The organism is Actinacidiphila oryziradicis (genome assembly GCF_005047355.1).
GTDB lineage: Bacteria > Actinomycetota > Actinomycetes > Streptomycetales > Streptomycetaceae > Actinacidiphila > Actinacidiphila oryziradicis.
This window is the reverse complement of sequence record NZ_SUMC01000086.1, coordinates 1-14,251: the sequence shown is the minus strand read 5'-3', so window position 1 is coordinate 14,251 and position 14,251 is coordinate 1. Positions and strand designations below refer to the sequence as shown.

The following is a 14,251-nucleotide window of genomic DNA, read 5'->3' as shown; positions in this document are numbered from 1 at the left end:
CCGGTACGGGCCGGACGACAGATGGCTGCGGCGATCTGGAATTCTTTCCGACCGGGGAGAATGATCTGCCGCATGAGACTGATTGGCGGGGCGAATGTTCCGGCGGTGCTTGGCCCGTTCAAGGCGGGGCGGCTCAACGCGACGTGGCCGTTCGGCGAGCTCACGGTCGAGGCCGGCCGGATCCGTCTGAGGGTCCGGCTGTTCGGTGCGCTGGTAGCTGGACCGACGCAGTGGTCGGCCCAAGAGATCGCCGAGGTTTTCCCGTGCCGAGGGTTGTTCGGGACCTCCGGCGTGGGGTTCCGCGTCGATGGCCGGAACTTCTACTTCTGGACGCGCGAGAGCCCGCGTGTGCTCGACGCCTGTGAGGGTGATGGCTTCGTGGTGTCGCGGGAAGTACAACGGGAGAGCCTTCGCCGTTGATCGCCACGGATCTCTGACCGTCAGCCGGAGGGCCAAGACGGCTCGGTCAATGAATTACCAAATGGACGCAAAGGAGACTTCGTTCGGCACGACGAGTCGGCTATGCGACGCACCCCTCCGAGTACGCTCGATGACGTTTGTTGTGGTCATGACCCAGCTACAACGGGGAGCTTCTGCATACACGGGGGTGGATAACGATGGGCACACCTGTCGCGGGCTATCAGGTCGACCCGGACACCGTATTCAGGTCGTCCGTCCAGTTCTTGGACACCAAGGACTTCGTCTACAACATCGCCACCGGCACTGCCGGGGACTTGAGCGCCTCGGCCGGTATGGCGGGGGATGACGGCACCGCGCATTCCTTCGCAGCGAAGTACGAGCCCGCAGCGCGGACGATCGTCAAGGCGATCGGTACGGCCGGGCAGGGGACGGCCACCATCTCCAGTCGCCTGCTGGCCATGGCCACGAATTACCTGGCCGCTGATGATGCCATCGCCGCGTCGCTGACAGGGAAGGTCAGCACCTCCTCCGGGCTGTCCCCGTCCGCGCAACAGCAACAGTGCGAGCCCAACGAGGCGTACAACAGTCTGCCGATGGTCACCGGCTCCAAGGAGGTGCACGAGATCCCGGTGATCGGGAAGTTCTGGCCGCAGGGCGATCCGGACAAGCTGCGCCAGGCGGCGCGGGTGTGGGCGAGTTGCGCGTCGCGCGACCCGAACTACGGCAACGCAGCGGACCGGGCGTACCAGGTGCGCGTCGCCGGAAGCCCCGAACGCCTCATGAGCGGCGCGAACGGCCAGACGGTGTGGGCGGACGGCTTCCGTCCCACCGACGGCGCGATCGTCGACGCGAAGAACGTGCGGAACCAGGGCTGCAGTCCGCGCACCCTCCAGGGCTTGCAGGAGAACGCGTTCAACACCAACCTGCTGCTGGGCAAGGACTCCAGCGAAATGAGCCGGTACCAGACGGCCATCGACAACCCCGCGAACCATGCCCAGTACCTGGAGGTCGACACGAACGACCAGTCGACCGTCGGCTACTGGCAGTACCTCTGCGCCACGAACCACGTCAAGAGCAACGTCCGCTATGTGCCATAGTCGGCACACTCCGAGGAACGAACTCCGGATAACGAAGAGGAAGAGCAACGGTCATGCAGGACGCCATCTTCATCGCGGCATCTCCCGGCACAAGCTGGCCCCTGACGATCGAGGAGTTCGAGGTACGGATCCGCGAGCGCTATCTCGAGGTCCTGACCAGTGCCGAGTACGAGCCGGTCGGCGACCACGACTACCTCGCGTTCGAGGTCGACCTCGACGGCGAGCGCAGGCACGGCAGCTACTTCGACCACAGCCACCTCATTCTGAGCGACGCCCCGCCCGCCTTCTGGACCGACACCATCGTCTGGTTCCTGGCCCTCCTCCCCGCCGGTACTCCTGCTGTCGCCATGGTCGAGACCAACCCCGACACCGTCCCCGTTCCCCTTGGCGCCACAGCGGACAACGTCCGAGAACTCCTTGACGCGCGGAGCGGGCCTCGGTCCAGTTGTTGAGGGCGGCGGGGCTGTCCCTGGTGTCGTATCTCTTCATCGGGCTGATGCTGGCGGTCCGCATGGCCGACCGCATGGCCCACCGGCTGCCAAGCGTTGAGGGCCCGTCCGGCTTACGGCTTACGGCTTACGCGCGACCGCGGCGAACTGCGCCACAGTGTCGGGCTCGCCCCCGGGCGTGGCCTCGGGCCGCCAGCGCGAGCACGATACGAGGCCCGGCTCCACGATCTCCAGGCCGTCGAAGAAACGAGTGACCGCTTCACGGCTGCGGGCCACGATCGCAGGCTTGGCGTTCTCGTTCCAGAACCGCATGGCTGCGGCGTTCGCCTCGCCGCCGAGTTCGAGAGTGGGGTGGGTGATCGCCAGATAGCTGCCGGAGGGGACAGCTTCCAGCAGCCGTTCCACGGTCGCCTGCGCCTCGCGGGTGTCAGTGATGAAGTTCAGGATGCCCAGCATCATGATGGCCACCGGCCGGGTGAGGTCCAGTGTCTCCGCTGCGCCTCGCACAATCGCGTCCGGGTCGCGGGCGTCCGCGTCGATGTAGTCGGTGACCCCTTCGGGGGCGCTGGCGAGCAGGGCGCGGGCGTGTGCCAGGACGAGTGGGTCGTTGTCGACGTAGACGATGCGGGCCTCCGGAGCTACCCGCTGGGCTACTTCGTGGGTGTTCTCGACGGTCGGCAGGCCGGTGCCTATGTCGAGGAACTGCCTGATCCCCGCCTCACCAGCCAGATACCGCACCGCGCGCCCCAGGAACAGCCGGTCGGCAAGCGCCACCTGGCTGATGCTGGGGAACATCGAGGACACCTGGTCGCCGACCTCACGGTCAACGGGATAGTTGTCCCTGCCACCCAACCAGTAGTTCCACACCCGGGCATTGTGCGCGACGCCCTGATCCAGCTCGACGGGCTCAGCGGGCATGTGGTTCTCCTTCGCGTCTTCTTTTCGGCGGCACCGGTTTCATTCTGCCGTTCGGCGATCAGGATGTCCGGAATTCGATGTGATGCCCACACCCGGTCCCGGCCACCCTGACCTCACATGATTCAGTCCGGGTGCGCGATCATCCTGAGATGTCGTTCAGAGTGTGGCTGTCGGCCCGGTTCTTCCTCTTCTTCCTGACCTGGAGCTCGTATCTCTCCTACTGGGGGATCTGGCTGCTCGCCTCGGGGTTCGGTGCGACTGACGTCACCGCGATCGTCACGGTCGGGCTGCTGGCGCGCTCGTTCTCCATCGCCTTCGTGTACCCGCTGCTGTGCCGGGTGACCTCGCTGCGGCGGCTTTCACAAGCGCTGGCCTGGGGAGCGGCGGGATTGAGCACGCTGTACCTGACGCATCCTCATTTCGGTTCGATGATCGGGGTGTCGATCCTGGTCGGCATCAGCTATCCCCTGCTGATGCCGCTCAGCGAGACCCTCGCCACCATTGGCGCGGCGAGCGGAAAGGTCGACTACGGGAGCGTCCGCTACTTCGGTTCGGCGGGGTTCATCGTCGGGCTCGGCGTGTCAGGTGTCGTCGGGCGGCAGTACGGCGACGGCGCGCTGGTCCGGGTGTTCGTCGTAGGCTGCCTGCTGCTCGCGCTGGCCGACGTGGTCCGGCCCGCCGGGTTCCCGGCGGACCGGGTGACCGCGACGGGCGGCGGGCGCCGGCGTCTGCTGCGAAACCGCGCCTATGCCCTCAGCCTCGGCAGCTCCGTGCTGCTCCAGGGAGCGCACGCGGCGTACTACGCCTTCGGCGCGGAGTACTTCACCCGGCTCGGCATATCGAGCATCAACGTGAGTCTGATGCTCGCGCTGGCCGTCGGATGCGAGCTCCTGCTGTTCAAGTACGCGGGGCCGCTGCTCGGCCACCGCTCGGTCCCCGTGCTCTTCGCGGCCGCCGCGGCCATCTCCGTCCTACGCTGGGGCCTGCTCGCCGCGCCGCTGCCGCTGGCGTTCGTCGTGCTCTCGCAGACGCTGCACGCGGGCTCCTTCGCCCTGACCCACATCGCCCACGCGCGCTCCGTGCAGAGCCACGTCCCCAAGGAGCTCTGGGCCACCGCCCAAGCGCTCTACACCGCCCTGGCGATCAGCCTCGGCGTCGCGGCCATCACCGCCGCCGCCGGCCCCCTGTACGCGGCTTCCCCGCACTGGGCGTTCCTGGCCATGGCCGCGGTCTGCCTGCCCTGTTTCCTGCTGGCCCGGCTGCAGGCCAAGACCCCGGGCACGCGGGAAGTCCCGTCCGCGGTGCGCCGGACGGATCCGGCACCGCGTCCGTAGGCCTTCATCACCCGCGTGGGCGGCCCGGGTGGCGCGGTCACGGGCGCGGGTGCTTGCTGGTCGTAGGGCCTGTCCGGCCGCTGCAGCTGATATGTCGCCTGCGCGACCTGGCCGTGGGAGAAGGAGCCTTGGGCGCCCATGGAGAGGAAAAGTCAGGCTCTGCGCACTCCACGAGCCGCAGGACTGGTAGGGATCATCTTCGCCCTGTTGCTCGCTGCCGCCATCATTCTGATCCGGCTGGCGATACCGGAGAGGCCGGGCAACGCGGGCGACGTCTGGTTGACCGATCCCTCGCGTCGGCGCACGGTACAGACGGCGCTCCGCCTGATTCCCTTCGCGGGCATCTTCTTCCTGTGGTTCATGGGCGCTGTGCGCGCGCGTATCGGAAAGGCCGAGGACCAGTTCTTCGCCACTGTCTTCCTGGGCAGCGGTCTGGTATTCGTGGCGACTCTTTTCGGCGCCGCGGCGGCAGCCGGAAGCCTGCTGGCCACGGCGGACGCGTACGGGACAGGTTCCGAGCCGCAAATGTGGTCCTTCGGCCATCACCTCACCTACAGCCTTCTGACGACCTATTCGATGCGCATGGCCGCGGTATTCACCGTCTCGACCTCCTCCATCGGGCATCGGTTCCGGGTCCTTCCGGGCTGGCTCTCCCTCCTGGGCTGTCCGGTCGCGCTGACGCTGCTCCTCGTGGCGGACAGCATCGCCTGGTCCGAACTGGTCTTCCCCCTATGGGCTCTGGTTGTCAGCCTCCACCTGCTTGTGGCCAGTTTCCGACCACAGCCCGCGTTGGCCGCCGAGTCGCGAACAGCCCTTTGACCGTGTGTTTTCGACTGATGACTCCTTTGGCCCACCCGTGCTCGCGGAACCCCGGCGGCACTCACATGCTGGGGCAGGAGGACTACTGGAAGGGCGGCCCCTTGATGAGGCTTGTCGTCGATCTCAACCGGTGCCAGGGATACGCGCAGTGCGCTTTCCTCGCACCCGATGTATTCGCCATGCACGGCGACGAGGCGCTTATGTACAACCCCCACGCCGACGACACACAGCGCGAGAATGTGGCGCGCGCCGCCGCGGCGTGTCCGGTCCAGGCCATCTTGGTGGACGACCTGGACGATGCGCCCGCCACCGCCACCGGCACCGCCAAGGAGAGGCTGTCCAGTGTCCGGTGACAGCTTCCTGGAGTGGATGAGGCGTGAAGGACGGATCGTGATCGTGGGGGCTTCCCTGGCCGGCCTGCGCGCCGCGGAGACCCTGCGGGAGGAGGGCTTCACCGGCTCACTCACGCTGATCGGCGACGAGCCCCACGAGCCGTACGACCGGCCGCCGCTGTCCAAACAGGTCCTGCTGGGCAACGCGTCCGCCGACCACACCGCGCTCCCCCGGCGCATGGAACTCGGGGCGCACTGGCGGCTCGGTGTCGCCGCCACCGGGCTGGACATAGCGGCCAGGCGGGTGCGCCTGGCCGACGGCGACCAGGTGGAATACGACCGGCTGCTGATCGCGACCGGCGTTCACGCCCGGCCGTGGCCCCATGAGACAGAAGCCGACCTGGACGGCGTCTTCGTACTGCGTACCCGTGACGACGCGGCCAAGCTGCACCGGCGGCTGACGGCGGCACCCCGCCGGGTGGTCGTCATCGGCGCCGGTTTCACCGGCTCGGAGATCGCATCGGCCTGCCGCGAGCTCGGGCTGCCGGTCACCGTCATCGAACGCGCCGCGGCGCCTCTCGTGGGCGCGCTCGGCGGCGTGGTCGGCGAGGCGGCCGCGCAGCTGCAACGCGAACACGGCGTGGACCTGCGCTGCGGCGTCATGGTCACAGGGCTGGAGGGCGACTCGGCAGGACGCCTGCGGAGCGCCCACCTGTCCGACGGCAGCACCGTCGACGCCGATGTCGCGGTGGTCTCGCTCGGCGCGACGCGCAACACCGCGTGGCTGGCCGAATCCGGTCTCGGCGCCGGACCCCGGGGAATCGCCTGCGACGCCGGATGCCGCGCTTTCGATGTACGGGGCATCGTGACCGACGACATCTTCGTCGCCGGTGACGTCGCACGGTCCCCGCACGCGCTCTTCGGATACCAGTTCCTGTCCCTCGAACACTGGGGCAATGCCGTCGCGCAGGCCGAGATCGCGGCGCACAACATGATCAGCGCCAGTTCGGACCGCCGTCCGCACCTGTGGGTGCCGGCCTTCTGGTCCTCCCAGTTCGGGGTCAGCATCAAGTCGGTCGGCGTCCCGTCGCTGGGCGAGGAGGTCCTGATCGCCCAGGGGTCACTCGCCGAGCGCCGCTTCACCGGGGTGTACGGATACCAGGGCCGCGTCATCGCCGCCGTCACCTTCGACCAGACGAAGTGGCTGGAGTTCTACCAGCGGCTGATCGAAACGGCCGCGCCGTTCCCGCCGGCATTCCCCACGGTGGACCGCCGTCCCGAAGGTCTGCGACCCGTCCCGGCCGGCTTCCCCGACCCCTCCCTGCCCACCCATGGGCCGTCCGTCACCCTCAGCGGCTACTCGCCGACCGACCGTCGGATCACCTTCACCCCCGCCCGAGCCTGACCGCGGCACGGGGAACCCGGAAGCCCGCTGTCCAACGCCCACAAGGACGCCACCATGACGCAAGGCACGCTCCTGCGGCAGATCACCGACTACGCCAACCGCGCCGACCCCTACCCTCTGTACGCCGAGCTCCGTAAGACGCCGGTGTCCCAGCAGGGAGACGGTCTGTTCGTCGTCAGTACCTACTGGGAGATCGAGAGCCTGCTGCACGATCCGCGGATCAGCTCCGACGTCCGCAACCTCTCCCCCCAGGCCGCCGGCGCGCTCCCCCAGGAAGAGGAGGCGACGGCTCTGCCGCCGTCCTTCCTGAGGCTCGACCCTCCCGAGCACGACCGGTTGCGCCGTATGACGATGCGCCCGTTCGGACCGCCGCACTCACCCCGGCGCGTCTACAACATGCGCGGCGAACTCGCCCGGATCGTCTCCGACCTCGTCGACGGCTTCGGAGACCGCAACCAGGTCGACCTCGTCGATGACTTCTCCTATCCCTTCCCGGTGACCGTGATCTGCCGGCTGCTCGGAATCCCACACGAGGACGAGGCACGCTTCCACTCCTGGGCCGACACCATCGCCGCCAGCCTCGACCCCAACCCGGACGAGGACCCCCGCGAGCGGCGCCGCGTCGCCCAGCAGGCCCGTACCGAACTGGGCGTGTACCTGTCCGGGCTCATCGACGAACGCCGCGGCGCACCCGGCGACGACATGCTCTCCGCCCTGGTCACCGGGCACGGCCCGGACGGGCAGATGACCCCGATGGAGGTGCTCAGCACCGCAGCCCTGCTCCTGATCGCCGGCCACGAGACCACGGTCAACCTCATCGCCAACGGGATGCTCACCCTCCTGCGCAACCCGGACGTACTCAAGCGGCTGCGGGACGACCCCCAGCTGGCCGTCCCGCTCGTGGAAGAACTCCTGCGCTTCGAGCCCCCCGTGCAACTGCTTCCCCAGCGCACCACCCTCGCCGACATCGACATCGCCGACACCACCATCCCCATGGGCGCCTCCGTCTGGCTCGTCCTGGCCTCCGGGAACCGGGACCCGCAACGATTTCTCGACCCCGACCGCTTCGACCCCGACCGGAGGGACAACCAGCACCTCGGCTTCGGCAGCGGCATCCACAACTGCTTCGGCGCGCCCCTCGCCCGCCTGGAGGCACAACTCGCCCTGACCGAGCTCGCCCGCAGGCTCGGCAATCCCCGCCTGGTGGAGGACCCGCCTCCCTACCGCCAGAACGCTGTCCTGCGCGGACCCCGTCACCTGAACATCGCGTTCGACGGCCTCCGTGCCTGAACCATGGGCGCACGCCGCGCGGCGGCGAAGGGGCCGTTCATGATCCGCCGGAAAGGCCCTAGCGGGCCAGCCGTCCGAGCAGTGACGAGGCCGCGGCGATCGCGAGCGCGGCCGCGAGCACCAGGACACCGAAATCCCTGCCGAGGTGGTCCGAGGTGCCCAGCAACAGCCCGCGCAGGGCGTCCACCTGGTAGCTGAGCGGATTGATGGTGCTGATGGCCTTGAGCCAGCCCGGCATCAGCGCGACCGGATACAGGGCGTTGGAGGCGAAGAACAGCGGCATGGTGATGGCCTGGCCGATACCCATCAGCCGGTCGCGGGTGAGCACGATCCCGGCGATGGTCACGGACAGGCAGGAGAAGAACGCCGAGCCGAGGACCACCGCAGCGGCGACGCCGAGCAGCCGGAGCGGGTTCCAGGTCAGGGCGACCCCGAGCAGTGCGGCGATGACGATCACCACCACGGCCTGGATGACCGCCTTCACCCCGGAGGCGAAGGCCTTCCCCATGACCAGCGCGGCCCGGGGGGTCGGGGTGACCAGCAGCTTGGTGAGGACGCCGGAGTCCCGCTCCCAGATGATCTGGATGCCGTAGAAGATCGCGATGAACATCGCGGACTGGGCGATGATCCCCGGTGCCAGATAGTCCAGGTAGGGGACGTTCCCGGTCGGGATGGCGCGAAGCCGGGTGAAGGTCTCCCCGAAGATCAGCAGCCACAGCGCCGGCTGGATGGCCCGGGTGTAAAGCTCACTGCGGTCGTGGCGCAGCTTCTGCAGCTCCACCACGCACATCGCGACCACCCGGGCGGGTACGACCTGCCAGCCGGTACGGGCGAGCGGCGGCGTGAGCAGCAGCCGCAGCCCGTCAGGCTCAGCCTCAGTCTGAGTCTCAGCCGACGCGGGAGGCGGTACGGCGGGTACGGCGGACATCGCGGAACCTCTCTGTCTGGTCGTCGGGGCCCCCGGCCATGCCGTCACCGGCGAAGTGCCGGAAGACGTCCTCCAACGTCGGAGGCACGGGATCGCTCTCGGGCTCGGTCTCGCCGGAGGCAGAGGCAGAGGCAGAGGCTGCGGCAGTGGCTGCGGCTGCGGCTGCGGCTGCGGCCAGTCGCTCGCCGGCCACCTCGGCCTTGAGCTGCTCCGGTGTGCCGAGACCGCGGATGCTGCCCCGGTGCATCAACGCCACGCGGTCGCAGTACTGGTCGGCCTCGTCCATGTAGTGCGTGGTCACCAGCACCGTCATGCCGGTGGCGGCGCGTATCTCGCTTATCCGCTCCCACACGCTGGTCCGGGCGATCGGGTCCAGCCCGATCGTCGGCTCGTCCAGTACGAGCAGCCGTGGGGCGCTCACCAGCGCCTGTGCCAGCTCCAGCCGCCGCACCATGCCCCCGGAGTACGTCCCGGCCAGCCGGTCGGCCGCGCCGCCGAGCCCGACCGCGTCCAGTGCCGCGGCCACCCGTGCGGTGCGTTCGCGCCGGGACACATCGAAGACCCGGGCGAACAGCGCCACATTCTCGCGGCCCGTCAGACCCGAGTCGGCGGACAGTGCCTGCGGTACGTAGCCGAGCAGGCGCCGCACCGCCATCTTCTGCCGGGCAACATCGTGCCCGAACACCCGCACCATGCCGGACGGCACTGGGAGCAGGGTCGTCATGGCCCGGATCGCCGTAGTCTTCCCCGCCCCGTTCGGGCCCAGCAGTCCGAACACCTCACCGGCCGCGACGGACAGATCCAGCCCGTCCACCGCCAGAGTGCCACCGAACGCGTACTCAAGGCCCGTGCACACCACGGCCTCCTCGACACTGTTCATGCGCCTCCTCCTGGTCCTGTCTCGTCCTGCAGACCCTGAGCGAGCCTGCGCAGCGCCGGCAGCGCCGCGGCCAGCGCGGTCCGGTGCTCCTCATCGAGCAGTTCGACCTGTTCCCTGAGTAGTGCGCTGCGCCGTTCCTCCCAGGCGCTCAGCCGCCGCACCGCCTCCGGGGTGGGGTGCAACAGCGCGACGCGGTGGTCGTCGGCAGCGGTCTCCCGCTGCAGCATTCCCGCCGCCACCAGCTGATTGACCAGCGTCGATACGGTATTGCCCGCCAGATAGAGCTCCCTGGCCGCCGCGGAGACGCCGATACCCGGGCGGTCGCGCACCAGCCTCAGCAACTCGACCTGCGCACCGCGTACCCGCGGGCCGGGCAGAGTACCGCGCAGCCTGCGGCGCACCAGTCGCTGGATACCGGCCAGCACCTCGCCGAGATCGTTGGGAAAGCCGGGGTCGGACATGTTTTCATTTTACCTCTGTTGCAGAGATAAATGTCCAGAGCGAGCCCCGGCGGTACCGTCGGCCAGGACCGCACCGTCGGTCGTGGCCTGCCATTCGCGCGGCGACATCCGCTGCTGGATCCAGCGGCTCGCACGTTGCGCAGCTGGCTACGCTACGCGGCCGGAAGGGCCAACCCCCGCTCCCGTCAGGCCGGGCCGACGGCGACGGCGCTCGCGCTCGCCTCGGCTTTGGCCGCGATGTTCCGGGCCATGCCGCCGAAGACCACGGCGTGGAAGGGGGAGACGCCCCACCAGTAGGCGTGACCGGCGAGGCCGTGCGGATGGAAGAGGGCCTGCTGCCGGTAGACCGTCCTGCCTGTCGGGTCCTTGTCGATCCGGAGCTCCAGCCAGGCCAGCCCCGGCAGCCGCATCTCGGCCCTCAGCCGCAGCAGCCGGCCGGGGTCGATCTCCTCCACCCGCCAGAAGTCCAGGCGGTCGCCGACCCTGAGCCGTGTCGCGTTCCGGCGGTACCGGTGCAGGCCGGCCCCGCCCACCAGCCGGTCGAGCCAGCCCCGCAGGGCCCAGGCCAACGGCCAGGAATACCAGCCGTTCTCACCCCCGATGCCCTCCACCACCCGCCACAGTGCCTCCGGCGTCGCGTCGACGGCGCGCTCGCGATGATCCGTGTAGAGGCTTCCGCCCGCCCAGTCGGGATCCGTCGGCAGTGGATCGCTCGGCGCACCGGGCACGGAGGCGGAGGACCTGGGGGTCCCCCGGACGGAGTCCGGGAGGGTGGCCACATCGGCGTCGCGAATACGGTTGAGAGCCAGCCGCAGAGCCTGGTCCAGCCCGAGGAGACCGTCCGGAGGGTCCGGCACATAGCGCGCGATGTCGTGTTCGGCGCAGACGACCTCGTGCCGCAGCGACTCGACCAGCGGTCGCGCGACGGCACTCGGAACGGGGGTGACCAGGCCGACCCAGAGGCTGGACAGCCGTGGCGAGAGCACCGGCACGGGGATGACGAGCCGTTTCGGCAGGCCCGCGACGGCCGCGTACCGCCGCATCATCCCCTCGTACGTGAGGACGTCCGGCCCGCCGATGTCGAATGTGCGGTTCACGTCGTACGGCAGCCGCGCGCACCCCACCAGTGCGCGGAGCACGTCGCGGACGGAGATCGGCTGCGTCCGGGTGCTCACCCAGCTCGGCGTCACCATCGCCGGCAGCCGCTCGGTCAGATAGCGCAGCATCTCGAACGACGCCGAACCCGAGCCGATGATCACAGCTGCCCGCAGCGCGGCGGTCGGCACCCCGGAGGCGATCAGGATGCGTCCCACCTCGGCCCGGGACCGCAGATGCGGCGACAGCTCACGTTCGGGCACCCCTGCCGGAGTCAGCCCACCGAGATAGACGATCCGACGGACCCCCGCAGCGCTCGCCCGCTCACCGAACAGCCGGGCCGCGCGGCGGTCGGTCTCCTCGAAACCGGACCCCGTACCCAGCGAATGCACCAGGTAGTAGGCAACGTCGATGCCCTCCATCGCCGCACCGACGCGGTCCCCGTCCGTCACGTCCCCGCGCACGGACTCCACGCGTCCGGCCCAGGGGTGAGCGCGCAGCTTGCCGGGCGAGCGGACCAGGCAGCGCACGGCATGGCCCGCCGCCAGCAGCTCGGGCACCAGCCTGCCGCCGATGTAGCCGGTCGCCCCGGTCACCAGGCAGCGCAGCGGCCGGTCATCGGCGCCCACGCCGGTCAGACGCTGCGGGCTCATGTCCGCCTCCAGCAGGCAGCAACCGCTTCCCCTCATCCCATCCTTGGACGTGCGGCCGGCGCACGCAACCGCAGGTCGTGATCAAGGTCGTGGCCGGCGTCGAGCGCTGCGAGGGCCGTACCGTCCACGTGCCGCTGGGTCTTGAGAAGCTGTACTTCGTCGGTCTGGTCGGCCCGCCGGCGGGCTCCCGGATCCGGACCGACATCGTCCGCCCGGGGTGGCAGGCCCAGCCGGACCGGGCCGAACGCCCCGTCAGCCGAACAAACCCATAGCCCAACAGCCCGTTGTACCGCAGGAGGACCGAATGTCATCGCCGCCCACCCCGCCGCCCCTGCCCCGCTTCCACCTGGCCGTACCCGTGGACGCACTGGAGCCCGCCCGTACCTTCTACGGCGAGATCCTCGGCTGCGCCCAGGGCCGAAGCTCCGACACCTGGATCGACTGGAACCTGCGCGGCCACCAGTTCGTCACCCATCTCGCCCCCGGGCGCCGCGAAACCGCCCACAACGAGGTCGACGGTCACGACGTACCCGTACCGCACTTCGGGCTGCTCCTGACCGTCCCGGAGTTCCACGACCTGGCGGCCCGGCTGCGCGCCGCCGGCACCCGCTTCGTCATCGAGCCGTACCTGCGCTTCGAGGGGCTGCCGGGCGAACAGTGGACCATGTTCCTGCTCGACCCGGCGGGCAACGCCCTGGAGTTCAAGGCATTCGCCGACGACGGGCAGGTGTTCGCCGTGTGACGGCGGTCGTCACATCTGGGCCGGGGATCCGAGCAGTGCTGATGCCGTCTCGATGGGGGTGAGGACAGCGGCGGGAGCCGGCTCGGGGAGAGTGCGGCATGTAAAGCCGAGGCGGGTCAGCGCCCTGATGACTTCGCTGGAGGAGAAGTCGCGGCGGTCCTGCTTGGTGATCACTTCACCCACTTGCTTGATGGGGTAGGCACGGCGGCCGATGATCACGGACGCACCCGTGACGGGTTCGGGCTTGATGCCCTTCATCGATTCCTGCACCTCACTCTTGACCAGGTCGAAGGAGAAGCGGGCGATGACGCAGCGCATAGTGCCTCAGCAGGGTGTGGGAGAAAGCCGGAACGGGATTGCCCGGCCGACCCGCCCGTAGGCGGGTCGGCTCGGGTTTCAGGCAGCGCCGCTGAGGGCGGACCGGGACTGCGTGGTGTCGGTCCGCGTCCGGGACGATGCCGACGATGTGGAGGATGTGGAGGAGCGGCGACCCCGAGCGGGGCGGCTGCGCCGGCCACGGGCCGAGGAGTCGCCGCGCTCGGCCCGCTGCGCCACCGGTGCGGTGATGGTGACGGGAATACCCGACGGGGCCTGGGCGCCGGTGATACGGCTCAGTTCGGCCTCACCGGAGCGGACCTGGTGCGTCTGGGGGGTGATGCCGGCGTCGGCCATCAGACGGGTCATCTCACGGCGCTGGTTGGGCAGGACCAGGGTGACGACGCTGCCGGACTCACCTGCGCGGGCGGTGCGACCGCCACGGTGCAGATAGTCCTTGTGGTCGCTGGGCGGGTCCACATTCACGACCAGGTCGAGGTTGTCGACGTGGATGCCCCGGGCCGCGACATTGGTGGCCACCAGCACCGTGACGTGACCGGTCTTGAACTGGGCGAGGGTGCGGGTGCGCTGCGGCTGGGACTTGCCACCGTGCAGCGCCGCCGCCCGTACCCCGCTGTTCAGCAGGTGCTCGGTGAGCCGGTCCACCGCGTGCTTGGTGTCCAGGAACATGAGCACCCGGCCGTCGCGGGCCGCGATCTCCGTGGTGGTGGCGTGCTTGTCGGCACCGTGAACATGCAGTACGTGGTGCTCCATCGTGGTGACCGCGCCCGCCGAGGGGTCCACCGAGTGGACCACCGGGTCGTGCAGGTAACGGCGGACCAGAAGGTCGACGTTACGGTCCAGGGTGGCCGAGAACAGCATCCGCTGGCCGCCGGGGAGCACCTGGTCGAGCAGCTCGGTGACCTGGGGCATGAAGCCCATGTCGGCCATCTGGTCGGCCTCGTCCAGAACGGTGATGGCGACCTGGTCCAGGCGGCAGTCGCCACGTTCGATCAGGTCCTTGAGCCGTCCCGGGGTCGCGACAACGACCTCGGCGCCGCCGCGCAGCGCACTGGACTGCCGGCCGATCGACATACCGCCGACCACCGTGGC

17 protein-coding genes are annotated in these 14,251 nt (G+C 69.3%); 10 read left to right on the top strand and 7 right to left on the bottom strand.

All coding sequences use genetic code 11. The features are described from left to right. Positions 1-21 precede the first annotated feature (21 nt). The 3 genes from FCI23_RS42930 to FCI23_RS42920 all read left to right on the top strand — a co-directional run bounded on the left by FCI23_RS42930 (position 22) and on the right by FCI23_RS42920 (position 1,969). Positions 22-420: a hypothetical protein gene (locus FCI23_RS42930; RefSeq protein WP_136729489.1), complete on the top strand. Its 399-nt coding sequence runs from the start codon at positions 22-24 to the stop codon at positions 418-420. A gap of 197 nt (positions 421-617) precedes the next feature. Next, on the top strand, positions 618-1,517 hold the full coding sequence (locus FCI23_RS42925; protein WP_136729488.1) for a restriction endonuclease fold toxin-2 domain-containing protein: 900 nt from the start codon (positions 618-620) through the stop codon (positions 1,515-1,517). A gap of 53 nt (positions 1,518-1,570) precedes the next feature. Then, complete coding sequence (locus tag FCI23_RS42920) at positions 1,571-1,969, top strand: hypothetical protein (RefSeq protein WP_136729487.1); 399 nt, start codon at positions 1,571-1,573, stop codon at positions 1,967-1,969. A 117-nt stretch (positions 1,970-2,086) separates the two neighbouring features. Here the strand turns inward: FCI23_RS42920 and FCI23_RS42915 are convergent, their stop codons facing one another. Further along, positions 2,087-2,884: an SAM-dependent methyltransferase gene (locus tag FCI23_RS42915; RefSeq protein WP_136729486.1), complete on the bottom strand. Its 798-nt coding sequence runs from the start codon at positions 2,882-2,884 to the stop codon at positions 2,087-2,089. A 149-nt stretch (positions 2,885-3,033) separates the two neighbouring features. Here FCI23_RS42915 and FCI23_RS42910 point away from each other — a divergent pair, with 149 nt between their 5' ends. The 5 genes from FCI23_RS42910 to FCI23_RS42890 all read left to right on the top strand — a co-directional run bounded on the left by FCI23_RS42910 (position 3,034) and on the right by FCI23_RS42890 (position 8,064). Next, the gene (locus tag FCI23_RS42910; protein ID WP_136729485.1) at positions 3,034-4,218 is read left to right on the top strand and encodes an MFS transporter; all 1,185 of its coding nucleotides are present in this window, start codon (positions 3,034-3,036) and stop codon (positions 4,216-4,218) included. A gap of 138 nt (positions 4,219-4,356) precedes the next feature. Continuing rightward, complete coding sequence (locus tag FCI23_RS42905) at positions 4,357-5,037, top strand: hypothetical protein (protein ID WP_136729484.1); 681 nt, start codon at positions 4,357-4,359, stop codon at positions 5,035-5,037. Between the two features lie 104 nt (positions 5,038-5,141). Continuing rightward, positions 5,142-5,390, top strand: coding sequence for a ferredoxin (locus FCI23_RS42900; protein ID WP_136729503.1), 249 nt, complete (start codon positions 5,142-5,144; stop codon positions 5,388-5,390). Between the two features lie 16 nt (positions 5,391-5,406). Further along, entirely contained in the window at positions 5,407-6,774 is a 1,368-nt protein-coding gene (locus FCI23_RS42895) for an NAD(P)/FAD-dependent oxidoreductase (RefSeq protein ID WP_407646110.1), read from the top strand. A gap of 54 nt (positions 6,775-6,828) precedes the next feature. Continuing rightward, positions 6,829-8,064 (top strand): cytochrome P450, encoded by a 1,236-nt coding sequence (locus FCI23_RS42890; protein WP_136729482.1) that lies wholly within the window; start codon positions 6,829-6,831, stop codon positions 8,062-8,064. A 58-nt stretch (positions 8,065-8,122) separates the two neighbouring features. On the opposite strand, the gene FCI23_RS42885 is transcribed toward FCI23_RS42890, so the two are convergent. The 4 genes from FCI23_RS42885 to FCI23_RS42870 form a co-directional block, all read right to left on the bottom strand. Continuing rightward, positions 8,123-8,992, bottom strand: coding sequence for an ABC transporter permease (locus FCI23_RS42885; protein WP_136729481.1), 870 nt, complete (start codon positions 8,990-8,992; stop codon positions 8,123-8,125). Then, on the bottom strand, positions 8,952-9,872 hold the full coding sequence (locus FCI23_RS42880) for an ATP-binding cassette domain-containing protein (RefSeq protein WP_136729480.1): 921 nt from the start codon (positions 9,870-9,872) through the stop codon (positions 8,952-8,954). The genes FCI23_RS42885 and FCI23_RS42880 overlap by 41 nt, the downstream gene beginning before the upstream one ends. Then, positions 9,869-10,333, bottom strand: coding sequence for a MarR family winged helix-turn-helix transcriptional regulator (locus FCI23_RS42875; protein ID WP_136729479.1), 465 nt, complete (start codon positions 10,331-10,333; stop codon positions 9,869-9,871). Before FCI23_RS42875 ends, FCI23_RS42880 begins: the two co-directional genes overlap by 4 nt. Positions 10,334-10,518: 185 nt before the next feature. Beyond that, positions 10,519-12,081 (bottom strand): SDR family oxidoreductase, encoded by a 1,563-nt coding sequence (locus FCI23_RS42870; protein WP_136729478.1) that lies wholly within the window; start codon positions 12,079-12,081, stop codon positions 10,519-10,521. A 77-nt stretch (positions 12,082-12,158) separates the two neighbouring features. Here FCI23_RS42870 and FCI23_RS42865 point away from each other — a divergent pair, with 77 nt between their 5' ends. Together FCI23_RS42865 and FCI23_RS42860 are read left to right on the top strand one after the other, a co-directional pair. Continuing rightward, complete coding sequence (locus FCI23_RS42865; RefSeq protein WP_136729477.1) at positions 12,159-12,353, top strand: hypothetical protein; 195 nt, start codon at positions 12,159-12,161, stop codon at positions 12,351-12,353. 32 nt (positions 12,354-12,385) lie between these two features. Continuing rightward, on the top strand, positions 12,386-12,823 hold the full coding sequence (locus FCI23_RS42860) for a VOC family protein (protein ID WP_136729476.1): 438 nt from the start codon (positions 12,386-12,388) through the stop codon (positions 12,821-12,823). Between the two features lie 9 nt (positions 12,824-12,832). On the opposite strand, the gene FCI23_RS42855 is transcribed toward FCI23_RS42860, so the two are convergent. Together FCI23_RS42855 and FCI23_RS42850 are read right to left on the bottom strand one after the other, a co-directional pair. Further along, positions 12,833-13,141 (bottom strand): SCO5918 family protein, encoded by a 309-nt coding sequence (locus tag FCI23_RS42855; RefSeq protein WP_136729475.1) that lies wholly within the window; start codon positions 13,139-13,141, stop codon positions 12,833-12,835. Between the two features lie 78 nt (positions 13,142-13,219). Further along, positions 13,220-14,251 (bottom strand): DEAD/DEAH box helicase (locus FCI23_RS42850; protein WP_136729474.1); only part of this gene is annotated, 1,032 nt, incomplete at its 5' end.

Excerpts from the sequence above, each read along its gene's own strand:
- FCI23_RS42915 (WP_136729486.1), bottom strand. The coding sequence starts at position 2,884 with ATGCCCGCTGAGCCCGTCGAGCTGGATCAGGGCGTCGCGCACAATGCC.
- FCI23_RS42925 (WP_136729488.1), top strand. The coding sequence starts at position 618 with ATGGGCACACCTGTCGCGGGCTATCAGGTCGACCCGGACACCGTATTC.
- FCI23_RS42855 (WP_136729475.1), bottom strand. The coding sequence starts at position 13,141 with ATGCGCTGCGTCATCGCCCGCTTCTCCTTCGACCTGGTCAAGAGTGAG.
- FCI23_RS42910 (WP_136729485.1), top strand. The coding sequence starts at position 3,034 with ATGTCGTTCAGAGTGTGGCTGTCGGCCCGGTTCTTCCTCTTCTTCCTG.
- FCI23_RS42920 (WP_136729487.1), top strand. The coding sequence starts at position 1,571 with ATGCAGGACGCCATCTTCATCGCGGCATCTCCCGGCACAAGCTGGCCC.
- FCI23_RS42875 (WP_136729479.1), bottom strand. The coding sequence starts at position 10,333 with ATGTCCGACCCCGGCTTTCCCAACGATCTCGGCGAGGTGCTGGCCGGT.
- FCI23_RS42930 (WP_136729489.1), top strand. The coding sequence starts at position 22 with ATGGCTGCGGCGATCTGGAATTCTTTCCGACCGGGGAGAATGATCTGC.
- FCI23_RS42900 (WP_136729503.1), top strand. The coding sequence starts at position 5,142 with ATGAGGCTTGTCGTCGATCTCAACCGGTGCCAGGGATACGCGCAGTGC.
- FCI23_RS42905 (WP_136729484.1), top strand. The coding sequence starts at position 4,357 with ATGGAGAGGAAAAGTCAGGCTCTGCGCACTCCACGAGCCGCAGGACTG.
- FCI23_RS42860 (WP_136729476.1), top strand. The coding sequence starts at position 12,386 with ATGTCATCGCCGCCCACCCCGCCGCCCCTGCCCCGCTTCCACCTGGCC.
- FCI23_RS42880 (WP_136729480.1), bottom strand. The coding sequence starts at position 9,872 with ATGAACAGTGTCGAGGAGGCCGTGGTGTGCACGGGCCTTGAGTACGCG.
- FCI23_RS42890 (WP_136729482.1), top strand. The coding sequence starts at position 6,829 with ATGACGCAAGGCACGCTCCTGCGGCAGATCACCGACTACGCCAACCGC.
- FCI23_RS42870 (WP_136729478.1), bottom strand. The coding sequence starts at position 12,081 with ATGAGCCCGCAGCGTCTGACCGGCGTGGGCGCCGATGACCGGCCGCTG.
- FCI23_RS42885 (WP_136729481.1), bottom strand. The coding sequence starts at position 8,992 with ATGTCCGCCGTACCCGCCGTACCGCCTCCCGCGTCGGCTGAGACTCAG.
- FCI23_RS42895 (WP_407646110.1), top strand. The coding sequence starts at position 5,407 with ATGAGGCGTGAAGGACGGATCGTGATCGTGGGGGCTTCCCTGGCCGGC.